Annotated in this window: 20 protein-coding genes; 8 read left to right on the top strand and 12 right to left on the bottom strand. The window is 74.2% G+C overall.

Annotated features, from left to right (window positions below):
- Positions 1 to 73 precede the first annotated feature (73 nt).
- The 4 genes from dnaE to AC3AQ1_RS15920 all read right to left on the bottom strand — a co-directional run bounded on the left by dnaE (position 74) and on the right by AC3AQ1_RS15920 (position 9,631).
- Positions 74 to 3,799, bottom strand: a complete 3,726-nt coding sequence (dnaE, locus tag AC3AQ1_RS15935) for a DNA polymerase III subunit alpha (RefSeq protein WP_234417578.1) — start codon at positions 3,797 to 3,799, stop codon at positions 74 to 76.
- Positions 3,792 to 5,669, bottom strand: a complete 1,878-nt coding sequence (locus AC3AQ1_RS15930; protein ID WP_108719788.1) for a DNA polymerase Y family protein — start codon at positions 5,667 to 5,669, stop codon at positions 3,792 to 3,794. Before AC3AQ1_RS15930 ends, dnaE begins: the two co-directional genes overlap by 8 nt.
- Positions 5,669 to 6,565 (bottom strand): hypothetical protein, encoded by an 897-nt coding sequence (locus AC3AQ1_RS15925; protein ID WP_108719787.1) that lies wholly within the window; start codon positions 6,563 to 6,565, stop codon positions 5,669 to 5,671. Before AC3AQ1_RS15925 ends, AC3AQ1_RS15930 begins: the two co-directional genes overlap by 1 nt.
- Positions 6,566 to 7,387: 822 nt before the next feature.
- Complete coding sequence (locus AC3AQ1_RS15920) at positions 7,388 to 9,631, bottom strand: helix-turn-helix transcriptional regulator (protein ID WP_108719786.1); 2,244 nt, start codon at positions 9,629 to 9,631, stop codon at positions 7,388 to 7,390.
- A 119-nt stretch (positions 9,632 to 9,750) separates the two neighbouring features.
- Here AC3AQ1_RS15920 and AC3AQ1_RS15915 point away from each other — a divergent pair, with 119 nt between their 5' ends.
- A complete protein-coding gene (locus AC3AQ1_RS15915) occupies positions 9,751 to 10,728 on the top strand; it encodes a hypothetical protein (RefSeq protein WP_108719785.1) in 978 nt (325 codons plus the stop codon).
- Here AC3AQ1_RS15915 and AC3AQ1_RS15910 read toward each other — a convergent pair.
- Positions 10,679 to 11,437 (bottom strand): SDR family oxidoreductase, encoded by a 759-nt coding sequence (locus tag AC3AQ1_RS15910; protein ID WP_108719784.1) that lies wholly within the window; start codon positions 11,435 to 11,437, stop codon positions 10,679 to 10,681. The genes AC3AQ1_RS15915 and AC3AQ1_RS15910 overlap by 50 nt on opposite strands.
- A 123-nt stretch (positions 11,438 to 11,560) precedes the next feature.
- Between AC3AQ1_RS15910 and AC3AQ1_RS15905 the strand changes: the two genes are divergently transcribed.
- Entirely contained in the window at positions 11,561 to 12,295 is a 735-nt protein-coding gene (locus AC3AQ1_RS15905) for a PIG-L deacetylase family protein (RefSeq protein ID WP_108719783.1), read from the top strand.
- A gap of 31 nt (positions 12,296 to 12,326) precedes the next feature.
- Here the strand turns inward: AC3AQ1_RS15905 and AC3AQ1_RS15900 are convergent, their stop codons facing one another.
- Both AC3AQ1_RS15900 and AC3AQ1_RS15895 read right to left on the bottom strand, forming a co-directional pair.
- Positions 12,327 to 12,734, bottom strand: coding sequence for a type II toxin-antitoxin system VapC family toxin (locus tag AC3AQ1_RS15900; RefSeq protein WP_159096599.1), 408 nt, complete (start codon positions 12,732 to 12,734; stop codon positions 12,327 to 12,329).
- Complete coding sequence (locus tag AC3AQ1_RS15895) at positions 12,731 to 12,985, bottom strand: type II toxin-antitoxin system Phd/YefM family antitoxin (protein WP_108719781.1); 255 nt, start codon at positions 12,983 to 12,985, stop codon at positions 12,731 to 12,733. Before AC3AQ1_RS15895 ends, AC3AQ1_RS15900 begins: the two co-directional genes overlap by 4 nt.
- Before the next feature lie 171 nt (positions 12,986 to 13,156).
- On the opposite strand from AC3AQ1_RS15895, the gene AC3AQ1_RS15890 reads away from it, so the two are divergent.
- The gene (locus AC3AQ1_RS15890; RefSeq protein ID WP_108719780.1) at positions 13,157 to 15,259 is read left to right on the top strand and encodes a DUF6398 domain-containing protein; all 2,103 of its coding nucleotides are present in this window, start codon (positions 13,157 to 13,159) and stop codon (positions 15,257 to 15,259) included.
- Between the two features lie 359 nt (positions 15,260 to 15,618).
- Positions 15,619 to 16,455 (top strand): McrC family protein, encoded by an 837-nt coding sequence (locus AC3AQ1_RS15885; RefSeq protein ID WP_108719778.1) that lies wholly within the window; start codon positions 15,619 to 15,621, stop codon positions 16,453 to 16,455.
- A 241-nt stretch (positions 16,456 to 16,696) separates the two neighbouring features.
- Here AC3AQ1_RS15885 and AC3AQ1_RS15880 read toward each other — a convergent pair whose 3' ends face one another.
- The 3 genes from AC3AQ1_RS15880 to AC3AQ1_RS15870 all read right to left on the bottom strand — a co-directional run bounded on the left by AC3AQ1_RS15880 (position 16,697) and on the right by AC3AQ1_RS15870 (position 17,754).
- Entirely contained in the window at positions 16,697 to 16,855 is a 159-nt protein-coding gene (locus tag AC3AQ1_RS15880) for a hypothetical protein (protein ID WP_159096598.1), read from the bottom strand.
- A gap of 164 nt (positions 16,856 to 17,019) precedes the next feature.
- A complete protein-coding gene (locus AC3AQ1_RS15875) occupies positions 17,020 to 17,568 on the bottom strand; it encodes a hypothetical protein (protein WP_108719777.1) in 549 nt (182 codons plus the stop codon).
- Between the two features lie 48 nt (positions 17,569 to 17,616).
- A complete protein-coding gene (locus AC3AQ1_RS15870; protein ID WP_139987195.1) occupies positions 17,617 to 17,754 on the bottom strand; it encodes a sedoheptulose 7-phosphate cyclase in 138 nt (45 codons plus the stop codon).
- A gap of 117 nt (positions 17,755 to 17,871) precedes the next feature.
- On the opposite strand from AC3AQ1_RS15870, the gene AC3AQ1_RS15865 reads away from it, so the two are divergent.
- The 3 genes from AC3AQ1_RS15865 (at position 17,872) to AC3AQ1_RS15855 (ending at position 22,561) form a co-directional block, all read left to right on the top strand.
- Positions 17,872 to 18,180, top strand: a complete 309-nt coding sequence (locus AC3AQ1_RS15865) for a helix-turn-helix domain-containing protein (RefSeq protein ID WP_139987196.1) — start codon at positions 17,872 to 17,874, stop codon at positions 18,178 to 18,180.
- A 143-nt stretch (positions 18,181 to 18,323) separates the two neighbouring features.
- Positions 18,324 to 20,504, top strand: a complete 2,181-nt coding sequence (locus tag AC3AQ1_RS15860) for an HNH endonuclease (RefSeq protein WP_108719775.1) — start codon at positions 18,324 to 18,326, stop codon at positions 20,502 to 20,504.
- Between the two features lie 605 nt (positions 20,505 to 21,109).
- On the top strand, positions 21,110 to 22,561 hold the full coding sequence (locus tag AC3AQ1_RS15855) for a DUF2252 domain-containing protein (RefSeq protein WP_234417576.1): 1,452 nt from the start codon (positions 21,110 to 21,112) through the stop codon (positions 22,559 to 22,561).
- A 36-nt stretch (positions 22,562 to 22,597) separates the two neighbouring features.
- Here AC3AQ1_RS15855 and AC3AQ1_RS15850 read toward each other — a convergent pair whose 3' ends face one another.
- Positions 22,598 to 23,377, bottom strand: a complete 780-nt coding sequence (locus AC3AQ1_RS15850) for an SDR family oxidoreductase (RefSeq protein ID WP_108720304.1) — start codon at positions 23,375 to 23,377, stop codon at positions 22,598 to 22,600.
- 177 nt (positions 23,378 to 23,554) lie between these two features.
- Between AC3AQ1_RS15850 and AC3AQ1_RS15845 the strand changes: the two genes are divergently transcribed.
- Positions 23,555 to 24,559, top strand: coding sequence for a hypothetical protein (locus AC3AQ1_RS15845; RefSeq protein ID WP_108719774.1), 1,005 nt, complete (start codon positions 23,555 to 23,557; stop codon positions 24,557 to 24,559).
- Positions 24,560 to 24,690: 131 nt separating this feature from the next.
- On the opposite strand, the gene AC3AQ1_RS15840 is transcribed toward AC3AQ1_RS15845, so the two are convergent.
- The gene (locus AC3AQ1_RS15840; protein WP_108719773.1) at positions 24,691 to 25,320 is read right to left on the bottom strand and encodes an NAD(P)-dependent oxidoreductase; all 630 of its coding nucleotides are present in this window, start codon (positions 25,318 to 25,320) and stop codon (positions 24,691 to 24,693) included.
- Positions 25,321 to 25,396 lie beyond the last annotated feature (76 nt).

The following is a 25,396-nucleotide window of genomic DNA, read 5'->3' as shown; positions in this document are numbered from 1 at the left end:
ACACCCCGCGCGGTTCACCCCCTCCCAACCGCGCCGGGCGTCACACCGGTGGGGCCTCGGGTTCCCGTCGGCCTCACTGGAAGTCCCGGGACGACGTCGCGACGCTGAGCGGGAGCGGACGCATCCCGTCCGCCAGCAGGTTCACCACCCCGTCGGTGCGCTCCACGACGCCGCGGACGATCAGTCCACGACTGCGCACTGCTGTGCGGCGGTGCCGCGCCCACAGACCCGCCGAGCAGACCACGTTGAGCATCCCGGTCTCGTCCTCCAGCGAGAGGAACGTGACGCCCTGCGCGGTGCCGGGGCGCTGACGGTGCGTCACCACCCCGCCGACCTCCACGCGTGTCCCGTCCTGGACCATGACGAGCGAGCTGACCGGGCGCACCCCCTCGCGACGCAGTCGTGGCCGGCTGAAGTGCGTGGGGTGGTGGTCCGGTGAGACGCCACTGGCCCAGACGTCGGCGACGGCCGTCTCGGCCGCGCCCATGCCGGGCAGCGGGGGCGCCTGCGTGCCGACCGTCGTGCCGACGAGGACGTCCTGGACCCAGGTGCTGCCGGCCACGCTGCTGGAGCGGCCTCCCTCGTCGGCGAGCGCACCGGCCGTCCAGAGCGCCTGACGACGGGTGCCGCCGAAGCAGCGCAGCGCACCGGCCGTGGCCAGCGCCTCGAGCTGGGCAGCGCTCAGTCGGGCACGACGGGCGAGGTCGGCGGCGTCGGTGAACGGCGCGTGCTCGCGCGCCGTGACGATCCGCTCGGCCGTCCGCACGCCGATGCCCCGGATCGGGGCGAGCCCCAGCCGCACGGCGAAGGCCCGACGGCGAGCGGCGCCCGAGGAGGCTTCCTCGCCGTCGTGCGGCGCACCATCGCCCGGTTCGGCTGAGTCGCCCGGGTCGGCGAGGCTGCCTGCGATGCCGGTGGGGTCCGGGCGGTCGGTTCCGGGCGAACCGGCACCGACCGGGACGGCCGGCATGGCTGCGACGCTTGCGGGACCCGGGTGGTCCGCCGGGTCGTCGTCGGGGACGTCCCACGTGACCGTGTCGGTGTCGTGGTCACTCTCGGCGAGCCGGCCCGCGTCCTCCAGCCAAGTGGCCCGCGCGAAGGTGGGCCGCGGGACGAGGCCGCGCTCGCCGTCGGGCACGCCGTCGGGAGCGTCGGGGGGGCGACCGATGTGCTCGACGTGCGCGTGCACGCGCGAGTCGGCCACCGTGGCGCGGCGCACCACGATGCCGTGCCGCCGCGCATCGGCCACGAGCGAGGCCGGGGAGTAGAACCCCATCGGCTGGGCGCCGAGCAGCCCGGCGTAGAACGCCTCCGGGTGGTAGCGCTTGAGATAGGTGGACGCGTAGACGAGGTAGGCGAACGAGAACGCGTGCGACTCGGGGAAGCCGAAGTCGGCGAACGCCTTCAGCTTGTCGTAGATCTGAGCGGCGACGTCGCGGGAGACGCCGTTGTCCGCCATCCCCTGCATGAGCCGGTCCTTGAGCGCCTCCATCTTGTCGATCGACCGCTTCGACCCCATCGCGCGGCGCAGCTGGTCGGCCTCGGACGCGCTGAAGGAGGCGACGTCGATCGCGATCTGCATGAGCTGCTCCTGGAAGAGCGGCACGCCGAGGGTCTTGCTCAACGCCGGTTCGAGGAGCGGGTGCAGGTACGTGACCGGTTCCTGGTGGTTCTTACGGCGGATGAAGGGGTGGACCGAGTTGCCCTGGATCGGGCCGGGTCGGATGAGGGCGACCTCGATGACGATGTCGTAGAAGCACTCGGGCTTCAGCCGCGGCAGGGTGGCGATCTGGGCGCGCGACTCGACCTGGAACACCCCGACGGTGTCTGCCGTCTGCAGGAGCGCGTAGACGCCGGGGTCCTCCTGCGGCAGGGAGTGCAGCTCGAGCGGACGCTCCAGGTCCGGCTCCGTCTCGGTCACCAGGTCGAACGCGAGGCGGAGCGCGGTGAGCATGCCGAGCCCGAGCAGGTCGAACTTCACCAACCCGGCGTCGGCGCAGTCGTCCTTGTCCCACTGCAGCACGGTGCGGCCCGGCATGGTGGCCCACTCCACGGGGCAGACCTCGATGACGGGGCGGTCGCACATCACCATGCCGCCGGAGTGGATGCCGAGGTGCCGCGGGAGGCGCAGCATCCGCTCGGCGACGTCGATGACGTGCTCGGGGATCTCGCCGATGTCCTGCGCGCTGGCGGGGGCGTGCCGCGGCGGGGCCGGGTCGTGCGGGTCGACGCCCTTCTCCCGTGGGGCGGGAACGGCGGCGGCACGGCCGGCGTCACGGTCCGAGGGGGCGCGGTCGGGCGACTCCCCCTGCCACCACGGGCTGCTGGGGGCGGTGCCGCGCAGGCTCCCCCACCGCTCCAGGCCCTTGGACCAGGCGTCGCGCTGCCCGATGTCGTAGCCGAACGCGCGGGCGGCGTCGCGCACCGCGGAGCGCGGTCGGTAGGAGATGACGTTGGCCACCTGCGCCGCGTACTCGCGGCCGTAGCGGTCGTAGACGAACTGGATCGCCTCCTCCCGCCTGCCGGACTCGATGTCGAGGTCGATGTCCGGCGGGCCGGCACGACCGTCGGAGAGGAACCGCTCGAAGAGCAGCCGGTGCTGCACGGCGTCGACGGCGGTGATGCCGAGCGCGTAGCAGACGGCCGAGTTCGCCGCGCTGCCTCGGCCCTGGCACAGGATCCCGCGGCTGCGGCAGAAGTCCACGATCTCGGCCACGATGAGGAAGTAGCCCGGGAAGTCCAGCCGGGTGATGAGCTCGAGCTCCTTCTCCAGGGTCGGGTACGCCTGGGGGTGGCGGGGGGACCCGGGCGGTCCGTACTTCTGCCGGGCGCCCCGCATCGTGAGGGCGCGCAGCCAGCTCGCCTCGGTGTGCCCCTCCGGCACAGGGTGCGGTGGCAGGTTGGGGGCGACCAGTTCGAGGTCGACGGCGCACTCCGCGCCGAGCCGGGCGGCCGCGGCCACCGCCTCGTGGTGGCGGTGATGCCGGGCGAGCATCTCGACACCCGAGCGCAGGTGCGCCGGGGCCGGGGGCAGCCAGGGGTCGATCTCGTCGAGGGTGGCGCGCGCGCGGACGGCCGCGAGCACGTCCGCGAGCGCAGCGTCGCGGGGCCGCGCGGCATGCACCGCACCGGTCACGACGGCGGGCAGGCCGGCGCCCCGTGCGAGGTCGACCAGCACGTCGCACCGCTCGGGATCGTCCGGTCGGCCGTGGTCGGTCACCTCGACCGCGACGTTGTCCCGGCCGAACAGCGCGGTGAGTCGATCGAGCTCGGCGCGGGCGGACGGGACGTCGAAGCGTCGCGGGGCCGGCTCGAGCGCCCTGCGGACGGGTCCCTTGCGACACCCGGTGAGCACGAGCCAGTGACCCCCCGCCTGCTCGGCGAGCACCTCCATCGGGTCCAGCCCCACGCCGCGGCCGTAGTCGCACTCACCCTTGCGCCCGGTGGCCAGATGCGCGGTGGCGATGGCCCGGGAGAGCCGTGTGTAGCCCTCGATCCCGCGGGCGAGGACCACGAGATGGGTGGCGTCCGGGTCCGGCACGCCGGTGGTGGCCGTGCGCTCCGCCAGGCTCAGCTCGGCCCCCAGCACCACCGGCAGCTCGGCCGCGCGCGCCGCCTTCGAGAACCGGACGACGCCGTAGAGGCCGTCGTGGTCGGTGAGAGCGAGGGCGTCCAGCTCCAGCCGTACGGCCTCGGCCACCAGCTCCTCGGGCTGGTTGGCACCGTCGAGGAAGCTGAACGCGGAGTGGCTGTGCAGCTCGGCATACGGAACGCGCGCGGACGGGAAGCCCCTAGTCATGAACGCCCTCCACCCACCAGGCGCCGTCGTGGAAGGCGAGCAGCACGACCCCGCCCCGGGCAGCTCCGCTCCGCACGACCCCGTCTCGGACGACACCCTCTCGCTCGGCCGCACCTCGCACGGCCCCGTCGTCGACGACGCCTTCCCCGACCCGGGCCACCTCGACCTGAAGCCAGGCTCCCGCGCGGCCGCGTGCGGTCCACCACCGCTCGGTGACCTGCCACGGGCCTGCGCTCGTGAGCACGCGATGGACCCCGGGGACGAGCCAGCCCACGCCACCCGCGCCTGCCGCACCACCCGCACCAGGTCGCGCCGCGACGCCGCCGGCACCAGCGGCGCCGCCGGCGCCAGCGGCGCCGCCGGCACCAGCGGCGCCGCCGGCACCCGGTCGCGCCGCGGCGCCGCGCCCCCGCGATGCGGCAGCCGCCGGTCCCGCCGTCACGTGCAACGTGGCGGGCACGCCGAGGAGCCGACCGCGCGCGTCCACCGTGACGTCGGACCCGACGGCGTCCCGCAGCTGCACTCGCGGCGGGTCCAGCGGGACCACGCTCGGCAGCGGCGGGGGGATGCTGCCCGGCCAGGGCGCGTCCGGCCGACGCAGTGGCGTGGTCTCGTCCCCCCACGCCACCAGGCGCACGCGATCCCGTGGCGCCCGACCACCCTCGCGGACCGGCACGAGCACGCGTTCCGGACCGAGCAGCCCCTGCACGCGCAGGGCCGCCCGCGACGCCTGGAGCTCCCCGCGCGCTTGCCTCCCCCACAGCCCGTCCTGAGCCATGCCCGCCGCGCTGACCTCCTGCGCGTGCAGCTCGATCCGCGCGAGCGGTGCGCTCGGTGCCCGGCCGCTGCGGCCCCCGAGCCACCCCTCGAGCTGCCACCGCACGCGGTCGGTGAGCTCGCTGACCGTGAGGGCACCCTCGATCCGCCAGGTGCGGGTCAGCTCCGCCCCGGTCGTGGCGCGCGCGGTCACCGCCAGGCGCGCACACACCGCGCCGCGCCGCATGAGCCTGCTCTGCAGGTCCTCCGCGAGCCGACGGGCCGCGAAGGCGGCGGTGTCGATCCGCGCGGCCGGCGGGTCGAGGTCGGCGCGGACCGCGATGTCGGGGTCCGGCCGGTGCACGACGGGCCGCCGGGCGTCCAGCCCGCGGGCGAGCCGGTGTGCCTGCACCCCCAGCTCACCGAACCGGGCGGCGACGTCGGCGGACCGCAGCGCGGCCACGTCCCCAAGCCGCATCAGGCCGAGCCGACGCAGCAGGTCCACGAGGTCGGTCCACGCCGCGCTCGCCTCACGGGTGGTGGCGGCGTGCAGCAGGGCGCGTACGTCCCGGCCGGCGAGGAACTCCCGCGCCGTCCCCGGCGCGACCGTGACGCCGTCGCGCGCCGCGAGCACCGCCGTGAGATAGCCCTCGGCGACCCCGACCTGGCACTCGACCCCCACCTCGTCCGCCACGGCGCCGACGAGCGCGTCCCCGAGCGCCGACTCCCCGCCGAGGTAGCGGCTCGGACCGGCCGCGGCGAACAGCACCATCCCGGGCCGGACCACCTCGAGGTCGGCGACCAGGCCCTCGATCGTCTGCACCACCTCCTCGAACGCGCGCACGTCCCGACCGGGATCCGCCGGCACCAGCACCAGCTCGGGGCAGATCTCCTGGGCGCTGCGTCGGCGCATCCCGCGACGCACCCCGAGGGCGCGGGCGGGGGCGGACGCCGCGAGGACGCCTCGCGCGTCGTGCACCGCGACCGGGAGGTCCGCCGGGAGCTGGCGCTCGGTGGCGACGGCGACCACCGGCCAGTCCGGGACCCACAGCACCCCGAGCCGCGGGGCCACGTCGGCACGTGCCGCCGTGCTCTGCTCCGGCAACGACGCCATCAGCCGGCCATCCTCTCGAGCTCGGCCGATCCCGTGGACGCGACGAGCGCCACGACCCCGGCACCGGCACCGTTCCCCGCGACCTCCGTGCCACCCGAGGTGACGTCGGGCAGAAGGCGGGTTCCGCCGTCGTGCTCGCGCACCCGCAGCACCACCGACCGTGGTGCGCCGCCCGCTCGCCCGGTCGCGCGCACCACGATCTGCGCCTCGGTGAGGCGCCCCGTGGCCAGGCCGTACCACGCGCTCTCCCCCGCCTCGAGGCTGACCTCCGCGCCCGGCCACGGGAGCGTGCTCACCAGCACCGCACCGCGGTGGCGCACCCGCTGACCGATGGCGCGCCGGTCCCGATCGCCGAGCGCCGCCCGACCCACCACGACCACGTCGAAGCCGTCCACGACGGCGCCGATCACCTCCGGCGCCGACGGCCCGGGATCGGGGACCAGGACCAGGCGGGCCGGGTCGAGCCCGGCGTCCAGGGCCGCGGCCAGGCCGAGGTCGGGATGTCCGACGACGGCCGTCCACCCGCCGTGCTCCGCGAGGGACGCGACGACGTGCAGCAACAGCGTGGTCGACCCGAGCACGCTCAGGCTCGACCCGCGTCGCACCGCACCGTGCGGGACGACGCCACGCAGGACCGGGGGAACCGCGAGCCACCCACCGTCGAACCTGGCCGGGACGGTCCTGTCCCCCGACGGCGCCGCGTCCGGCTCACGACGCGCCGCTCGCTGGTCACCCGGAGACCGAGCGCCGCTCGCCACCGACTCGCCGGGCGACGCGGACGGTGGGGCGGCCGCCGCCCAGTCCACGTGTCTGACCCCCGTCGCCGTCTCGGCCCGCACGAGGGCGCGCCTGACCAGGTCCAGCCGTTCTGCACGGGTGGCGAGCTGCGCCGTCATGTCTCACCTCGTCTCGCCGCACCGGGTCCTTCCCGGGCGCACCGAACATCTGTTCGATGCAGATTGTTCTAGTACACGGGTACGACATCGACCTGTCAACGCGAGATCGCGCGCCCCGATCGACACGCCGTACGCCGCGTGACGACGCGCTGGTGACGCGCCGATGGGCGCAACCGATGGATGCAGCCGGCGGGCGCAGCCGATGCGCCGATGTGGGCAGACGACGCGCCGACGACGACGCTCGGCAATGCTCCGCCGCGCCGTTCACCTGCCCCACTCAGGCCCTCGCCCGTCTGATCGCTCGATCACCTAGGTGATGGCCGGATGCTTCAGCAACTTCTAGGTAATTCACCCAATGGTGCGGCTCACGCGGGCCGGTTAGCCTCCCACCATGCCGAGTCGGACTGCACGTGGGGGTCGTTGCAGCTCCGTCGTTCCCGCACCACGCACCGCCACGCAGCGGCGCAGGTCGGGACGGTAGCCCTCGCTGCTGCCCGGGTCACGGTGGGGGTGACCCGGGCAGCGAGCGAGCGGGGGGTGGTGGGCGGCGTCACTCGCGACCGGGGGAAGGCGAGAGACTGCAAGAAGCTGCAAGGCTGTAAGACTGCAAGATCGCGGGGGGTCGGGGGCCCGCCGCGGGACGGCAGAACGCGGGAAGAGGCAACGTCCGCGGGCGCTGGGCAGGGGGCTCAGGGCACGGGCGCTGAGCAGGGGTGCGGTGACGTGGTACCGAGCAGGGGGCTCACCACGCACCGGACGAGCTCAGCTCCCGGGCGCCACGGCACGCATCGTCGGGTGCACCGGCGGCTCGGTCGACCGACCTCAGTCCGTCCCGCGCTCACCCAGCACCAGCGCCAGCTGCGTGCGGGAGCGGACCTGCAGCTTGCGGTAGATCGCCTGCAGGTGCGCGTCGACCGTTCGCGGCGAGAGCGCCAGCTCCGACGCCGCCTCACGCGTGGTCCTGCCCCGCCCGACGGCGAGCGCGACCCGCAGCTCCGCCGGCGTGAGGTTCGCGAGCGTCGTCGGTTCCGCCACCGGCGCGAGACCGCCTGCCAACCGTGCGCGCTCGACCCACGGAGCGGCGCCGAGACTCGTGAACGCGCCGAGCGCGGCAGTCGCCGCTCCGCGATCGCCCAGCTCCGCGAGCGCGAGCCGGCTGCGGGCCGCCTCGAACGGCGCGCCGAGCGCGTCCAGCTTCTGCGCCGAACGGGTCAGAGCCGAGCGGTCCCCGCGCAGCAGGCCCTCCGCACGCGCGCAGATCGCGGCGCACCACGCGTTGCCCGAGCGTGCGAGCGCCTCGAGTCGGCGTTGCAGCCGGGTCGCCTCCACGACGCGACCCGTCGCCACGTACGCCTCCAGCAAGTCCCCGTGCCACCAGAGGATGCCGGGGTGCCGCGGCCCGGACGACAACGCCACCTGCGCCACCCACTCCAGCGGGGCGATCGCGTCCTCGGGCCGCCCGTCCGCGAGCGCCGCGAGCCCGAGCGCGTGCCTCGACCACGCCCCAAGAGCCTCCAGCCCCAGCGCGTCGGCGCTGCGCGCCGACCGACCCGCGTGCTCGACGGCGAGCTCCACGTGCCCGAGTGCGGCCTCCACCCGGGCGTACGTCGGGTCGCCCCAGGTGCCGGCCCGGCGGCCGACCCCCGCCACGAACTCCGCCTCCGACAGCGCGCCCGCGCGCGCCTCGGGCCACCGGCCGATCCGCCAGGCGACCTCCGCGTCCATCGCCGCGGCGAAACGCGCGGCGCCGTCGTAGCCCGCCTGCCGCGCGGCCCGCAGCACGCCGCCGAACGTCGTCCGGGCCGCGCGCCACTCCTCCCGGATCATCTGGTCGAAGCCGACCATCTGCCCCATCCCGAGGACGTCGCGCTCCGCGCCCGGGCCGATCTGATCGGTGACCTCGTCGCCCAGCTCGAACGCTGCGGTCACCTCGCGTGGGATCGCGCCGTCGCAGCGCATCAGCGCGGCGTGCGTGAGCATGATCTGCGCCGACAGCACGGTCGTCGCGCTCGCGCCGCACGCCCGCGCCGTCCGCAGCGCCCTGCGGGCGAGGTCCTCGGCGTCGGCGTGGGCAGCCATCGTCGCGATCGCCGCGGCCGAGACCAGCAGCGTCGCCGCGTGCTCCGGCTCGAGGTCCTCGGCTCGCGCGAGCAGGGCGGTGCGCGCGGCCTCCGCTGAGGTGGTCCACGTGAGGATCTGTCCCTCGAGGATCGCCGCGGCCGCGCGTTCCGCGGGATCCGCGAGGTCGAGTCCGGCCTCGCCCAGAGCCTCGACCGCGATGTCCGGTCGCCCCGCGTCCCAGGCCGCGGCCGCGGCGCGCAGGTAGGTCGCGGCCGCCGTCGGCGGATCGGGGGCGAGCGTCGCCGCGGTGCTCCAGACCTGGGCTGCGGCGAGCCGCGCGCCCTGCGCGGCGGCCCGTTCGCCGGCGCGGACGACGATGAGGAACGGATCACGGTCCGCGACGGCGACGCCGTCGACGTCCGCCGCAGCGGTCAGCCGCGGCGCGGCGGGCGCGAGCACCTCGTCCACCCGCTCCTCGACGGCGAGGTCGGGCGAGAAGGACGGCTCGCCGTCGAGCAGGAAGACCTCGGCATCGCCGATGTCCGGGAGCGGCGTGCGCGTCCCGGCGAGCAGCCCCACGCGCGCGTTCTCCAGGCGGTTCATCGCGAAGAGGAGCACGTCGGTCGAGGCGACGTCCACGAGGTCGAGCCGCGGCACCACGAGGAGGATCGCGCGCTTCTCGGCCCGGGCGGAGAGGTGGTCGATGAGCGCCACGCCGAGGCTGACGGTGCTCTCCCCCACGCCCTGCGTCGCGAGGTCGGTGAGCGGACCTCGTGGCAGGGGACCGAGCCGAAGCAGCAGCGTGACCAGCACCGCGTAAGGGAGGGCGCGCTCGCGCGCGTGGGAGGGCACCCGCACGATGTCGGCGTCGTCGCATGTCGCGATCGTCGCGTCGAGCGTGTGGTCGGCAGCGTCACCGACGACGACCAGGACCCGCGGTCGACCGGCCCGGATGTCGTCGACGGCGTCGAGCACCTCGTCCGACGGCTCCGCCACGCGCTCCACAACCAGGAGGGTACGTCGGTTACCACATGGGTTGTCCACAGTCTGGCGGCTCAATCGGGGAGCGGGCGCCGTCCACAGGGTGCCTGGCGGCCAGCCGGACGGGCCAGGAGGCTCACCCCATGACCACGACGCCGCACGATCCGGACCGCTGCGCGAGCCCGAGGACGAGCCGCCTCGCCACGAGCGCGGTGGCGTCCGAGCAGCTCACCGCGCTGTGGCGCCGCCAGCGTGCGCGTCGACCGCACACCGCGCTGTCCGGCACGTTCGGCCCGCCCGGGTGGTTGCTCGACGCCGAGCTCGCCGGCCCGCTCGCGGGGCACGTCGAGCGGCTGCCCGCCTTTCACGGCGACACGCTGCAGACCAGGCCGCTCCCGGCGGCGGTCTGTGCGGCGCTCCTGGCGCGCGTGCCGGCGTCGGCGCTCGACGAGGACCGAGGCTGCGGTCCGACCACCCGCACCCTCGCGCGTGCCGGGCTCACCTCCCGCGAGCTGCGGCCCTTCGGCTACGTGGTCGGTCCCGACCGGGTCGACGAACGCGTGGCGCTCGACGGCGTGCGCGTCTCGGTAGGCGAAGGCTCGCCGATCACGCACGAGGGTGTGGTCGCCCTCCTGACCCGGTACTGCGAGGACGACTCGAGCGCCGGGGCACACCACCCCGAACGCCCCTCGGGGCCCCGGTCGGGACATCGGTTCGGGCACCGGTCGCGTCCCGGGTCGGCGCGGATCGGATCGCGACGCAGCCCCCTCGACCCCGAGCTCCTCGCACTCACGCTGGCGGTGGCCGAGGTCAGGCACCTCACACTTGCTCTCGCGCCGGTGTGGCCTGACGTGCGCGAGGCGTTCGGCCTGGGCAACGTGCGGCACCCACCGGACGAGATCAGTCTCATGTCGCCGCTGCGGCCCACAGGAGACTCCTTCCGTGCTCGGGGGGCAGACCCTTTCGGTTCACCGGCCATCGGCGGTGTCCGGCTGTGGTGGCGGTTCGGCGCCTCCCGGCACGGCTGTCCCACCCGCGGCGGCATGCGGCGGCCCGTCTCGATCGACGAGCTCACGCGTCGGCTGGAAGGTCCTGCGCCGCGAGCCAGTCCCGGAACGTGAGCGTGCCCCGGTCGACGTCCCCACCGCCCGCGAGCACGCCCGACGCGATCCGGTGCCACCCGGGTGTGGGCACGCGGATGCCCACCACCCGAGCGGAGGACCCGACGGCTCGCGCGTACCGGCGCACGAGGTCGAGCATGAGGTGGCGCTCGGGTCCGACGAGATCGCGGACGGGCCCGGCGGCGGGCTGCTCCGCGAGGTCGACGAGCCGAACGGCGACCTCCGCCGCCGCCACGGGTGCCACGACCATCCGCGGCACCGCCACCACCGGGCCGACGACCGCGGTGTGCAGCATGGTGCCCGCGAGCTCGTGGAACTGCGCGGCGCGCAGCAACGTGTACGGGCGACCGGAGTCCGCGAGAACCCGTTCCTGGGTGCGCTTGCCGCCGTAGTACCCCCCGGACTGCGCGTCGATGCCGACGATCGAGAGCGCGACGTGACGCTCCACGCCGAGGCGCCGCTCGGCGTCGAGCAGGTGCTGCGTGGTCGTGGTGAAGAAGCGGGCGCTCGCGCGGCCGCTGAGGGTGAAGGTGCCCAGCACGTCGATCACGGCGTCGGCGCCCGCGAGCGCGTCGTCGAGACCGGACCCGGTGAGGACGTCGACGCCCGAGGCGCGTGCGACCACCACGACGTCGTGACCGCGGCGCTGGACCTCGGCGACCACGGGCACACCCACCGTCCCGGTGCCGCCTGCCACCACGATCCGCATGCCGACATCGTGGCCCCGTGGACGCCGACGGCGGTGGCGGCTCGCCCAGGTCGGCGTCGGCGGCCGCTCATCGGCCGCCACACCGGGCTGGGCCGGGGCGTGCGCCGGGCCTACCGTCGGACCATGACCGCCGACACCGACACCCTTCCCCTGTTCGAGCTGGCCGGCGCCGAGCGGGTGCTGGTGGTCGTGGCACACCCCGACGACGCCGAGTACGGCGCCTCGTGCGCCGTCGCCTCCTGGACCGCCGCCGGGGTCGAGGTGACCTACCTCCTGCTCACCCGCGGCGAGGCGGGGATCCGCGGACTCGACCCGGCCGAGACGGCCGTCCTGCGCGAGGCCGAGCAGCGCGCGGGGTGCGCCGCGGTAGGTGTGCGGGCCGTACGGTTCCTCGACGCGCCCGACGGCGAGCTCGTGGCCGGCCTGGAGCTGCGCCGCGCCGTGACGCGCGTCATCCGGCAGGTGCGGCCCGACGTCGTCGTCACGATCACGTGGGAGCTGGAGGCGCCATGGGGACTCAACCACGCCGACCACCGCGTCTGCGGTGTCACGGTGGTCGACGCGGTGCGCGACGCCGACAACCCCTGGACGTTCCGCGAGCTGCTGGAGGAGGAGGGCCTCGAACCGTGGAAGGCGCCTCGCCTCGTCGTCACCGGGCACAGAGCGCTCACACACGGGATCGACGTGACCGGCGAGCCGCTCGAGCAGGGGATCGCCTCGCTCGAGGCGCACGCCGCCTACCTGGCGGCGCTCCCCGATCACCCGGCGCCGCGCGAGATGCTCACCGGCATGACGGCGGCACAGGGGCCGCGGGCCGGAGTGGCGAACGCCGTGCTCGTGCACGTGTGGGACATGTAGCCAGCGGGGTCTGCGGCCTACGCCGACTGGTCTACGCCAGCACGTTCAGAGCGAGCCCGCGGGACGCGGCCGCGAGGCGGTCGTCGTTCGTCCACAGTGCGGCGCACCCGTGCACCTGGGCCGCCGCGAGATGGAGGGCGTCCGGGGTCCGCAACCCGGTGCTGGCGCGCAGCTCGGCCGCGCGGAGGAACACCGGCATCGAGAGCTCGACGACGTCGAGCAGACCGAGCACGGCGACGTAGCGGTCCCGGATCTCGATGTCCCCGCTCCGGATCGGTCCGACGAGCGCCTCCATCGCCACGAGTGGGCTGACCACGAGCGAGGAGGGTGTCCGGGCCAGGCGATCGCGGACCACGTCGCCACGCGCGTCCGCGCTCTCGACGGCGTAGATGAGCACGCAGGTGTCCAGGTAGATGCGCCCACCTGGTCGCCTACTCACTCCCAGCCCTCGCGGGCCATCTCGATCGCGGCGTCGATCTCGTCGGCGGAGCGGCCGAGTCCCGGGCGCGCCGGGTGCTCTCCGAGCCAGGCGACGATCGCCGCTCCCGAGGCCGGCCCGGGCGGATCCAGGCGGACCATCCGCACGACCGGTTCGCCTCGGCGTGCGATGGTCACCTCCTCCCCCGCCTCGGCAGCGGCGACGAGCCGGGAAAGCTGGTTCCGTGCCTCGAGGATGTTGTAGACGGCCACGGCCCGATTCTAGCCAGGAACTTGGCTAGGGTTCATCCCGTCGTTGGCGACGGTTTCGGAGCCACAGCCTCCGAAACCGTCGCCAGCAGTGGAGTCGCGCTGCCCCGAGTGCCGGAAGGCGCCGTGCGGCGGCAGGCGGGAGGACGGCCCGCGAGCCCATACGGTGGGCGCGTGACGAACCGCAAGCGGGGAGACCGCCACGCACGCTCCCAGGCCGAGGCCCGCCGTCGGGCACACGCCGCGCCGCAGCGGCAACATCCCGCCCGCGAGGAGCGACCCGAAGCCATCGAGGATCCGGGCCTGATCGAGGCGATCGACGGCGCGCTCGAAGCCGAGCACCCGCTGGACCTCATCCTGCTCGCGAGTCAGCTCGTGGCGGCGCTCGATCTCACCGACGAAGGCGACGACGCGGTCGGGTCCGACGGCGAGCGGGTCACGCTCGCCCGCCTCATGGGCACGTTCCGCGCGGCCGGGATGCGGCAGAGCGACGCGCTCCTGCTCGTGCTCGCCCAGATGCTGGGCGACGACGCGGCGGCTGATGCGGAGCGCGCGGAGATCCGCCGCGAGGTCGCGGCGCGTCGGCACGCCCTGCCCGGATGGGTGCTGCGCGCGGACCGCATCCAGCCGCGGCGCGCGATCCTCATGACCGCGCTGCTGGACGACGGCCTGAACGTGGTGATCGACGTCGACCTGCCCACCCGCAGGCCGCTCACCTTCTTCGTGTACATCGACGCGAACATGGGCACGATCGTCAAGGACGCGTTCGCCACCGACCGCTCGCTCGAGGACGTCGAGGCGTTCCACCTCGAGCAGGCCCTCGAGCGCCCCGAGACGGGGATGGAGGTGGTCGACGTCTCGCTGGCGGACGCTCGCGCCCGGATCGAGCAGGGCCTCGCGAACTGGCACGCGCTGCAGCGCCCGGTCGAGTCGGACTCGTGGCCCGCGGTGTACGGGCTGCTGCGGTGGCTGCTGCGGCTGATGCCCGAGGGCGGCACGGTGCCCGAACGCGTGCCGCACTCCCCCGAGACGCTCGAGCCGTATGTGGACGACGTGCTGGCGTCGCCGTTCGCCGTCGGGCTCGACGCAGGTCCGGACGCGCTGCCGCGCGCGGTTCTGCGCTCGCTGCTGAGCTTCTCCTCCTCGCTCGGCGAGGGCGACCCGCTGCGGTGGAGCAACGTCACGGCCGAGACGGCGCTGATGGACTGGTGCCTGCGCAGGATCTCGGCGGAGCCGAAGTTCCTCGCGGCCGTCCCCGAGGTGCTGCGCGTGCTCGTGCGGTACGCGCACGCCGAGCGCGACGCGCCGAAGGGGGCCACCACGGAGGCGCTCGCCGGGATCGCCCGGTTCGAGCCCGAGTACCGCGCCGCGATCGCGGATCCGACTCGGCACGGCCTCATGGGGATGCTCGCCGAGGCGGGACTGCTGGACTCCGACGGCGTGCTCGACGCCGAGGCGGTGCACCGGCTCAACGCGAAGAACGGGTTCGACTCGGGTGACTGGTCCGCCGGCGGCGACATCCTCGACTCCCTCGCCGAGGAGGTCGGCGGGCACGGGGCGCTGGCTCGGCTCGACGCCGTGCCGCTGCCGCCCGAGGAGCTCGTGCTCGACGGCGTGCCGGAGGACGTGCACGAACGGCTGCGGTCCGTGGACGCGATCGCCACGAGGGGACTGCGTGCGCTGATCGAGGAGCCCGAGTGCACCGAGCTCGTGACGAGCGCGCGGCGGATCCTCGCCCGTGCGGCGCTCGCCGATCCGACGCTGTTCCGACGGCGCGGGCGGGACGAGACCTGGGCGGCGGCCGTGCTGTGGATCGCGGCGAAGGTGAACGACGTGCTGAGTGCGCGCCGACTGACCTCGACCGAGCTGCACGAGGCCGTCGGGGTGAAGGGGTCCTCGTCGCAGCGCGCCGCGGCACTGCTCGAGGCGCTGGGGGTGGACGTCGCCAGCACGTGGTCGCAGGATCCAATCCTCGGGGATCCGGCGTTCCTCATGTCGGCTCGGCGTGCGGAGATCATCGACCAGCTCGAGGCGCTCGAGCGGCTCACCGACGGCGACCTGTGGGACGACGACGACGAGGACGGGCTGAGCGAGGAGGACGACGGCGACGGCGAGCTGGACGACGGCGAGCTCGGGCCGGACGCGGAGCTCACCCCGGAGTCGGCGGCCGAGCTCGCGGCGTTCCTCTCCCGGTTCGCGGGGCCGTCGGGAGCGGGGGTGCCCGATGGGTCCGGGCGGGCCCGGCGCCGTCGACCCGGTGCGGGAGATCAGCCGTGAGCTCTGGGCTGGTCCGCTTCGGCGGACTCGAAGAAGCCTGGGGCGCGGACCTGGATGCGGCGTTCACACCCGAGGCGGACGCCGAGGTCGCAGCTCTGTTCGACGGCTCGCCATGGCCGCGCACTGACGAAGAAGGCCGGGACGAGACGGAAGTGGAGTTCCGTGGGGTGGGTCGTGAGGGTCGGCGTGGCGGCGTGAGGTAGGCGCCATCGGCGGGATCTCCGGTTCACCCCGGGGCTGGTCGACGGCATCACGCGCGAGGACCTCTGGCCCGCCGTGGCCGAGACGTTGGCGCGACTGGCAGAACGGGCGCTCCTGCGTGGAGTCCGGCAGGGGTACGTGCCGCGCGAGAAGAGCTGATGGTGCTCCGCGGCCGCATTCGCACAAGCGCACAGATGAGCCGTCACCAGGACGCCGTCATCCCTCTGGAGGTCGCGTACGACGAGTACGACGTCGACACCCCGGAGAACCGGATTCTCCGTGCCGCCCTGGTCCGCGTGGCGGGACTACCCCGGCTCGATCGACGTCTGCGGGGGCGACTGCAGCACCTCCTGGGGCGCCTCACGGGGGTGACGGCGCTGCGCCGCGGGACCCCTCTGCCACCGTGGCGACCGAGCCGACTCAACAGCGACTACCAGCCGGCTCTGCGACTGTCTGAGCTGATCTTGCGCACCATCGGTGGAGAGGGAGCGTCACCGACGGCGTCGTTCGTGGTGGACATGGCGAAGGTGTTCGAGGACTTCGTGTCGACCGCGCTCGGTGAGTCCCTGCAGCGGCGCTCCGCTGGAGCAACCCACACGCAGTATCGCGATGTTCTGGACGAGGACGGCACGGTCCCGATCCGCCCTGACATCGTGCACACGATTGGCGGACGGCCGGTGGCGGTGCTCGATGCCAAGTACAAGCTCGGAACCGAGGGTGACGCCTATCCCACGGCGGACGTCTTCCAGATGACGGCGTACTGCGCCGCCCTCGGGCTCCCTCGCGGCACGCTGGTGTATGCGGGTAGCCGCGGGGACCGGTCCGGGCCGCGGGTCGTCCGCATTCGCAACCTCGGGATCGAGATCGAGCTCTGGCCTCTCGACGTCAGCGCCGCGCCGCGCGAGCTGCTGACGCAGGTGGACGTCCTGGCGCAGCACGTGGACGCGGGCGTCGCGGTCGGCCTACAGCCGATCGCTCATACTCGCGCGCCGTGATGCCGGGCACTTCCGAGCCGAGGGCGTTGTGCAGTCCAAGTCCGGCCGCTTCGCGTCGGGATCTGGTCATGTGGTTGATGATGTCGCCGCAGGCGAAGGTGGGGGCGAAGGTGGAGGTGCGCGGCGGCCGTTGACGGCCTCGCGTGCTGGTGCCCGGGACAGGAGAAGCAGGGCGACACGACGACGGCCCGGGTGCGCCGAAGCGCTCCCGGGCCGTCGATGACAAGGACTGGGTCGGCGGCTACCGCAGCAGGAAGGCCCGCATCGCACCGGCCTGGATCTCGTCGTGGCGGTCCTGCGCTGTCCGCGGGACGGGTCCCGGGAGCGCGGTCCAGCCGCGGCGGATCGAGAAGCGGCGGCGGGTGGACCGAGTGGGCGTCACGGGTTGCGTGGTCGTCATGGCTCGGACTCACCTCCTTTCCCTGCATGCGCCGGATCGCGGCGCGCGTGACCCACGCGGATGCGTGGGGTCGTGTCAGGAGTGACAACAGTGAATGCTCCTGACGTGCTTTACCCTAGTCCGTTGCGCCGCGGAAGTCTGCGGATTTGAGGGTGAGCCGGCTCTCACCTCTCCCGGGCATCCGCCACCCTCATTCCGGTCACGAGTCCCGGCAGGCCGCGCCCGTTCACCGTGAGCAGCATCGCCACGAGCGACACCGCCGCGAACAGCCACGCGGCCCACTGCCAACCGGGCGGGGCGAGGTCCAGGAGCATGAAACCGCCGATCCCGGCCACGAAACGCAAGGGGCGCCGCAGCGCACGAGGCGCGGCTGCGCCGTCGGGCACGCGCACGAACCGCAGCTCGACCGCCACGTCTCCCACCGTCCGTCCCGTCGCCAGGACGAGCACCAGCCAGGTGCCCAGCACCACCCACCACGCGACGTCGTTCGCGAGCCCGCTCGTGAGCAGGTCCCGCCGTTCCAGCTGGAGCAGCGCCACCTGCACCACGATCGCCACCACCACCTGCGCGACGATCGAGCCCAGCACGTCGCACAGCATCGCGAGGAACCGGCGCCCTCGCGTCACGGGCGCCGGGTTGCGGGCGGCCTGCGCGTCCGGGTGGAACCCGCGCAGCCGCGCGGGCACCCCGAGCGCGAGCAGCGAGCCGACCACCAGCGGGCGCAGCGTGTAGGTCCGGATCGCCGCGCCCGTACACGAGCGTCAGCGTCCACAGGGCGCCGCGACCCACGTCAGGCGCCCTCGCCGGTAGGCCACCGCCACGAACGGCACGAGACCGACGACGGCGAGCAGCACTCCCAGCCCGACGGCGAGGATCGCCGAGGGCACCTGGTCGCCCACCGTGGCACTCTCGCACGGCGGGCAGTGTCCACGTGCTCGTGTCTCGGGGCGCCTCGCCCTGGGATCCCGTGTCTACCCGGCTGACACCGTGCATACCCAGCCGGGACGGTGGATGCCGTGCCCGCCGATCGATCCCCCGACCGCGACCTCGCGGTGCGCCTGGGGCATCGGCTCGCCCGACTGCGTACCGAGCGGGGCCTGACGCAGGAGCAGGTCGCAGCCGCCGCCGGGATCAATCGGAACCACTACCAGCTGCTCGAGTCGGGGCTGTCCGACCGTGCGAAGAACACACCCGCCAACCCGCGCCTGTCCACGCTCGTAGCGCTCTCGGACGTCCTGCGGACCACGGTTCCGGAGCTGGTGGTCGACCTCTTCCCCGATGACGCGGCGAAGCCCCTGGAGTACCGCGAGACTCCGCACCCCTGACGTCTGCCCCGGTCGGTAGGCCGGGCCGTAGGTCCGGCTGAGCTGTCCACCGAGCGCCGAGAAGTCCGATCGTCCACGACCATGCGGGCGGTGCCGCCGATGTCGGTGCTGCACCGTACTCTCGGCACACACGTTCGACGGAGATGGTCGAACCCCGAGTGGTGGTGGTGGTGAGCGTGACAGCGGAACCGGTCGAGTCGGCGATGGCCGTGGCGCCCAGCCACGCTCACATCGCCGGTGGCTCACCCCGTCTCGTGGCCGCCCCACCGCAGGGTGCGGATGCGGCTCGGTTGCGGGATGCCGTCGCCGCGGTCCGGACCGCGGTGGCTGGGCTCGCCGACCTCGTGCGTACCTTGCAGCGCAGTCCGGTGAGCGGTGCTGGGGCGTCGGGGCTCGGACCGGCCGGCCTCGATGGGGTCTCGCGCGACGCAGCCGCGGTCAACGCAGCCAGGCTCGGCGAGGTTGCGCCCGACACACCGGCGATCGACCCCACAGCGCTGACCGAGTCGCTGAGCGGCCTCGACTCGGCCGTGTCCGTCCTCGGCCTGGCGCGGGCTGGTGTGCTCGGTCTGGTGAAGCAGTCCGACGGGTGGCACCGACCCGGAGCAGAGCGACGCGACTTCACCGGCTGGCGCACCACCAGCAGCCGGCAGAGCCGCGGTGCCACGCGTGCCGAGGAGAACCTCACGCACGCGCTGGCCGACCTGCCCGAGGTCGGAGACGCCGTCCGCGAGGGTGTGCTGACGATCGGGCATGTTCAGGCGATGGGTGACGTACTCGCGAGCTCGTCCGAGCGCGCCCGGGCGTCGCTGACGGAGAACCCGGAAGAGCTGGTGGATCTGGGCCGCCGGTTGCCGGTGCCGCAGCTGCGCCGCGCGCTGCAGCAGGCGGCCGCCGCGATCGACGCCGACGCCGCGGACAAGCGGTTCGACGCCGCGCGAGACCGGCGGTTCGTCCGAATGTCCGCCGGAGGCGGCGGAGTGCACCTGACGGGTTTCCTGGACCCGGTCGCAGGCGGAATCGTGCGCGCCGCCCTGGACGCAGTCACTCCGGTGCCCGCGGTCGATGACACCCGCACCGGAGACCAGCGCCGCGCCGATGCCCTGACCGACCTCGCCTCCCGCACGCTGGGCTACGGCCAGAGGACCGGTGCGCAGGTTCGACCGCACGTCTCGATCCTTGTTCGCGAAGACACCTGGCTGCTGCTCATGGAGCGACGCCGACTCCGGCTCGCCTCCTGCCGCGACGGTGGCAGCCAGCCCGGCCCAGGCGCGACCGGGGCTGGTGCGACCGGGGCTGGTGCGACCGGGGCTGGTGCGACCGGGGCTGGTGCGACCGGGGCTGGTGCGACCGGGGCTGGTGCGACCGGGGCTGGTGCGACCGGGGCCGGTGCGACCGGGGCCGCGTTCGCAGCGACGGGACTGGCCGCTGAGCCACCTCTGGCACAGCTCCAGGACGGCACGCTCCTCCCGTTCGCCGCGCTCGACGTGCTCGCCTGCGATGCGCTCGTGCAACGAGTGGTGCTCGACTCGGACGGGCAACCCCTGAACGTGGGGCGCACGGAGCGGACGTTCGTCGGAGACCTGCGAAGGGCGATCCTGACCCGCGACCGGCACTGCCAGTGGCCCGGCTGCACGATTCGAGCGTCCTGGTGCGAGGTGCACCACATCCTCTGGTGGTCGCGAGGTGGCGAGACGTCCCTCGAGAACGGGATCACCGTGTGTTCCAGGCACCATCACGACATCCACGACGCCGCCGTGCGCGTGACGCCGATCCGGGGTGGGTTCCGGTTCGTGGCTCGCGACGGTCGGGAGATCGGCCGGACCACCCGTCTCGACGACGAGCTTCTCGTGCCCAAGTGCTCCGACGGAGAAGGCCGGGGACGAACCACCGGCGCGGGGAGCCGGCCGCCGAGTGGGGGTGTGCCGCCGGGCGCGGGTGAACGCGCGGGTGCGCCACCAGGCACGGGCGGAGCTGCCCCACCTCGTTCGGTCGGAGGCGCGGGCGCGCCACCGGGCACGAGTGGAGCCGCCCTAGCTGGTGCGGTCGGAGGCGCGGGCGCGCCACCGGGCACGAGTGGGGGTGCGACACCAGGCGCGGGCGGAGTCGCGCGAGCGGGCACGCTCACGGGTCGGGGTGCGCCGCCGGGCGCGGACGGAGGTGCGCGAGCGGGAGCGATCACTGTTGGACGTGCGCCTCGGGGCGCGGGTCGAGTCGCACGAGAGGAAGGTGGGATCGGCGGGGCCGAGCCACCGTCGGCGGCGTCGTCCGCGACGACCGACGCGTTCGTGTTCCCGCCCGGATGCCCCGCCGTCGACTGGTGACCCGCGCCTGGCCGAACGCCGCGACGCGCGACGCGCGGAGGTCGCGGGACTGCACGGCGCGCGGCGCGCGGAGAGCACGGGACTGCCTGGTGCGCGACGCACGGAGAGCACGGGACTGCCTGGTGCGCGACGCACGGAGAGCACGGGACTGCCTGGTGCGCGACGCACGGAGAGCACGGGACTGCCTGGTGCGCGACGCACGGAGAGCACGGGACTGCCTGGTGCGCGACGCACGGAGAGCACGGGACTGCCTGGTGCGCGACGCACGGAGAGCACGGGACTGCCTGGTGCGCGACGCACGGAGAGCACGGGACTGCCTGGCGCGCGACGCACGGAGAGCACGGGACTGCCTGGCGCGCGACGCACGGAGAGCACGGGACTGCCTGGCGCGCGGCGCGCGGAGATCGCGGGACTGCACGGCGCGCGGCGCACGGAGAGCGCGGGACTGCCTGGTGCGCGGGGGTGCTGCACGCGCGGCGGCGCGCGGCGGCGCGCGGTGTGCCAGGTGTGCCGGGTGCGCCGAAGCGGCGCGTGCGGCGCGCGGCGGAAGCCGCGATGTGCGTGCAGCGGTTGCCCGCCGTCCGCGGCTTTGGTGTGATCGTTTCGTGGCCCAGCTGACGCGCCTCCTCACGCCCCTCGCCGGAACCGACCCCGCGCACGGCACCCTCACGCTGGGCGCCCGTCTTCAGAGCCGGGGCGAGCGGCACGCCATGGGGCGCACGCTGCGGCAGACGCGTCCGGTCGAGGCCCTCGGGCAGTGGACCGTGCAGCGCGACCGCCCCCAGGTCGTCTCGCTCATCCGGGCCTCGCACGACGGCCGCCTCGCGCATCTGGTCGGCATCCGCATCGGCCGCATGATCGGATCCCCGTACGGCTTCCTGCGCGGTTCGGCGGTCGTGATGGCCGACGACGTCGCCCGCCTTCCCGTCACCGGCATCACCCCGGTCGTCGGTGGCGACGCCCACCTGGGCAACTTCGGCTTCTACCGCTCCCCCGAGGGCGAGCAGGTGCTCGACATCAACGACTTCGACGAGGCCCACGTCGGCGCCTGGGAATGGGACCTCGCCCGGCTCACCGCGAGCACGTGGGTGGCGGGCCGCGAGAACGGTCAGACCGAGGAGGCCTGCCGCGACGCCGTCGTCGCCTGCGTCACGGCCTACCGCGACGAGGTGGCCCGCCTCGCGGAGATCCCGCTCGTCCAGCGTTCCTACGAGCGGATGGACGTCACGCACCTCGCCGACACCGCGACCGACCCGACGCTGCGGGACGCGATCCGCCGCGCCGCGAAGGCGGCGCGCAAGCGCACGAGCGACCGCGCGCTGCCGCGCTTCACCAGCGAGGGGGCCGATGGCCACCGCCAGATCGTCGCCGAGCCGCCCCTCGTGGAACGCCTGCCGGACGCGGTGGCCGAGCAGGTCGCCCAGGGCCTGGACGACTACCTCACCACCCTCCCGCAGCAGTGGCGCCGCGTCCTGGCGTGGTACGAGCTCGTGGACGTCGCGCACAAGGTGGTCGGCGTCGGCAGCGTCGGACTGCGGGCCTACGTGGCGCTGCTGGTCGGCACGAGCCCCGACGACGTGCTCTTCCTCCAGCTCAAGCAGGCCCGGCGCTCGGTGCTCGCGCGCTACGTGCACGGCGAGCACGCCTGGCACGACCACCAGGGTCAACGCGTGGTGGAGAGCCAGCAGGCCCTGCAGACCGTGTCGGACCCCCTGCTGGGCTGGACCTCCTTCGGTGGCAACCAGTACTACGTGCGCACCTTCCGCAACATGAAGGGCACGGTTCCGCTGGACGGCCTCGACGCGGGCGCGCTCGTGGACTACGCGCGCATCGTCGGCAGCCTCCTCGCCAAGGGGCACGCGCGGACGTCGGGTGCCTCGATGATCGCCGGCTACCTGGGCGACGACGACGCGCCCGCGCTAGCCTTCGCCGCCTTCGCGCGGGCGTACGCCGACCAGACGGAGGCCGACCACGCGACGCTCGTGTCCGCCGTCGAGCGCGGTGACCTGCCGGTGGCGGACGGCCTCATGGGCTCGGCCTTCCGCCCCGGCGGCTGACCACCGCGGGTCGGCGGACCACGACGCGGCGGCGGATCACCAGGTGGAGTCGCCACGGATCACGACGTCGGACCCACCGTCGACGAAGATCACCTGACCGCACAGGTGCGTGTTCTCCTCGCTCGCGAGCCACACCAGCAGCGTCGCGACGGTGCGCGCCTCGGCGAAGCCGTTGAGCGGCATCGGCACCATCTGGCGCAGCGCCTCGCGCTTCTCCTCGGTGTCGGTGAGGTCCGCCGTCATGGGTGTGAGGATGACGCCGGGCGCGACCGCGTTGAGCGGGATGCCCGCGCCGGCCCACTCCGGGCTCGCCGCCGAACGACGGATCCACCGCGAGAAGGCGGCCTTGGTCGAGCCGTAGATCAAGCCGCCGGTCTTCTCGTCCTTCGCGAGGATCTCCGCGCGCGCGAGGGCGGCGGGCTCGTCGCCGGCCAGCAGGTGGTCCACGAGCTCGGCGTCGTTGGGGTGCAGGCTCGCCATGGAGCTCACACCGACGGCCCGCGGCGCCGGGGAGCCCGCCAGCAGCGGCCGCAGCCCTTCGAGCGTGGCGACCATGCCGAAGTAGTTCACGCCGACCGTCTTCGGCACCGGCAGGGCGAGACCGGCGACGGCGACGATCGCGTCGATCGCTCCGCCCGCCTTCTCCGCGACCTCGGTCACGAGGCGGGCGCGGTCCGACGCGAGGGTGAGGTCCACCTCGACGTCGGCGTCGTGCAGGTCGACACCGATCACCCGGTGCCCACGCTCGGTGAGCAGCTCCGCCGTCGCCTTGCCGATCCCCGACGCCGAACCGGTCACCACGTAGGTGCGTGTCATGTCGAACTCCTTCGTCCGCGCGCCCGAGGCCCTCTCGGGCAGCTCCACGCAACCACCGAGCGCTGAGGGCCGCGAGGGCCAAAAGTCCCCGGAGGGGGACGATCCGGTGCAAGAACCGGCCGGCGGTGGACACTCGCCAGATGACGGCGCCGTCCGCGCCTCACGCGAGGAGGCCGTATGTCCACGAGGCGAGTCAACCGGTCGGTCACGCGCGCGCTCGGCCCTCTGCTCGCCGTCGTGCTGCTCGCCGGGTGCACGGCGCCGGGCACGGGCGGCGCGGGGGCGTCGCAGGGCGCGTCGGCGGAGCCCACCGACGTCACGGCGGCCGCCGGGTCCGGCGGCTCGACGGGCGCGGGTGGCACGGATCCCGGCGTCACGGATCCCGGCGTCACGGTCTACACCGCGGCCACCACGCTGCTCCAACGTGACGGGGCCGACCCCGTCGCGTGCCTCGGCGGCGTGCTCGAGTCCTACCCCCCGCAGTGCTCCGGACCGGTCGTCATCGGGCTGGACTGGGACGACGTCGCCGACGCGGAGCACGCCTCCGGCGTCACCTGGGGCACGGGCTGGGTGGTGGGCACCTACGACGGGGAACGTGACACGTTCACCCTCACGCGACCCGTCGCACCCGACGCGCCCGACGGTCTCGAGCTCACAGACATCGCGCTGCCCGCTCTCGCGCCGCTGTGCGACGACCCGTGGCGAGGCGGCGATGAGTCGGCCGTCGCGCTCGTGGACGGGCCCGACGGCCCGGACCTCCCGCCCGCGGCGCACGACGCGGCCAACCTCCTGCACGAGCGCGCCACCGCCCTGCCCGGCTACGTGGAGACCTACGTGTCGGACGGCGTCAGCGAGTTCAACGTGCTGCTCACCGAGGACAGCGACGTGGAGGCTGCACACCGCAGCCTGCGCGAAGTGTGGCCGGGCTGGCTCTGCGTGGGCTCCGCCGACTCCCCGAGCAGCTCCGAGGCGCAGCTGGCCTCCGACGCGCTCGCCGAGCACGCCGAGGAGCTGCGGCTCCTGGGGTGGGGGCCGGACCAGGTGTCGGGCACGTTCCGGGTCAGCGTGCTCGTCGACGAGCCCGAGCTGCGCCCACGACTCGTGGCGGTCCTCGCACCCTGGTACCCCGCGGACCGGGTCGAGCTCGAGGCAGCGCTGCGCCCGCTGCCCGCCGGCTCCTGAGCTCACGTCCCCGGGCTGGCGATCATCGCGCTCGGCGTCGGCCACCCGGCGAGGCGATCCGCAGATCTCGACGACGGCGGCGCAGCGGCCCGTCAGCAGCCGGCGGCATCGCGGACGGGCGCCCTGGCCCCTCAGCCGAAGACGGAGATGTGCCCGGTGTGCGCCGCGTTCTCGATCTCCTCCACGACGGCGAGCGCGAAGTCCGCGCCGGACACGTCGCCCGCGTCGGGGGCCACGACGTCGCCACCCACGCGGTAGGAGCCGGTCGCCTCACCGGGGTTGAAGGCGCCGTACCCGCCGGACGGGCTCACGTAGAGCCAGTCGAGGCCCTCGCGCGCCTGCAGACCGGCGAGGATCCGGGCCATCTCGAGCGACTCGGCGCGGTAGGCCGCCGGGAAGTCGTCGCCCTCGGCGATGCGCGGCGCGTCGGGCGCGGGACGCAGCGAGCCGAAGCCGCCGATCACGACGAGGCGGACGCCTGCGGCGCTCGCGGCGTCGGCGAGCGCGGCGTCGACGCCCTCGAGCGCGCCCTCGAGGGGTCCGCGCGGAGAGAGCGCGGAGACCACGACGTCGGCGTTCGCCACGACGCGCTGTGCCACCCCGTCGGCGGTGAGGTCGGCGGTCTCGTAGGACACGCCGTCGGCGGGCTCGACCGGGAGCGTACGGCTCCACGAGGTGACCTCGTGCCCCCGCGCCACCGCGACCTGCGCGATGTTCCCGCCCGTGTACCCCGTACCGCCGATGACCGTGATCCGTGCCATGTGTTCCGTCCTCTCGTGAGTGCCCCGCGATCCGGAGCACACGAGGCAACACAGCCCACCCGGTAGTTGTTCCCTC

The sequence above is a fragment of the Miniimonas sp. S16 genome, assembly GCF_057748195.1.
Note: the sequence above shows the minus strand (reverse complement) of the source record. Positions and strands in the feature narration are given on the sequence as shown.

What these genes read in the sequence shown, in the direction of transcription:
- AC3AQ1_RS15840 (WP_108719773.1), bottom strand. Translation starts at nt 25,320, where the DNA reads ATGGCACGGATCACGGTCATCGGCGGTACGGGGTACACGGGCGGGAAC.
- AC3AQ1_RS15845 (WP_108719774.1), top strand. Translation starts at nt 23,555, where the DNA reads ATGTCCACGAGGCGAGTCAACCGGTCGGTCACGCGCGCGCTCGGCCCT.
- AC3AQ1_RS15885 (WP_108719778.1), top strand. Translation starts at nt 15,619, where the DNA reads ATGGTGCTCCGCGGCCGCATTCGCACAAGCGCACAGATGAGCCGTCAC.
- AC3AQ1_RS15925 (WP_108719787.1), bottom strand. Translation starts at nt 6,565, where the DNA reads ATGACGGCGCAGCTCGCCACCCGTGCAGAACGGCTGGACCTGGTCAGG.
- AC3AQ1_RS15880 (WP_159096598.1), bottom strand. Translation starts at nt 16,855, where the DNA reads ATGACGACCACGCAACCCGTGACGCCCACTCGGTCCACCCGCCGCCGC.
- AC3AQ1_RS15915 (WP_108719785.1), top strand. Translation starts at nt 9,751, where the DNA reads ATGACCACGACGCCGCACGATCCGGACCGCTGCGCGAGCCCGAGGACG.
- AC3AQ1_RS15910 (WP_108719784.1), bottom strand. Translation starts at nt 11,437, where the DNA reads ATGCGGATCGTGGTGGCAGGCGGCACCGGGACGGTGGGTGTGCCCGTG.
- dnaE (WP_234417578.1), bottom strand. Translation starts at nt 3,799, where the DNA reads ATGACTAGGGGCTTCCCGTCCGCGCGCGTTCCGTATGCCGAGCTGCAC.
- AC3AQ1_RS15850 (WP_108720304.1), bottom strand. Translation starts at nt 23,377, where the DNA reads ATGACACGCACCTACGTGGTGACCGGTTCGGCGTCGGGGATCGGCAAG.
- AC3AQ1_RS15905 (WP_108719783.1), top strand. Translation starts at nt 11,561, where the DNA reads ATGACCGCCGACACCGACACCCTTCCCCTGTTCGAGCTGGCCGGCGCC.
- AC3AQ1_RS15930 (WP_108719788.1), bottom strand. Translation starts at nt 5,669, where the DNA reads ATGGCGTCGTTGCCGGAGCAGAGCACGGCGGCACGTGCCGACGTGGCC.
- AC3AQ1_RS15860 (WP_108719775.1), top strand. Translation starts at nt 18,324, where the DNA reads ATGGTCGAACCCCGAGTGGTGGTGGTGGTGAGCGTGACAGCGGAACCG.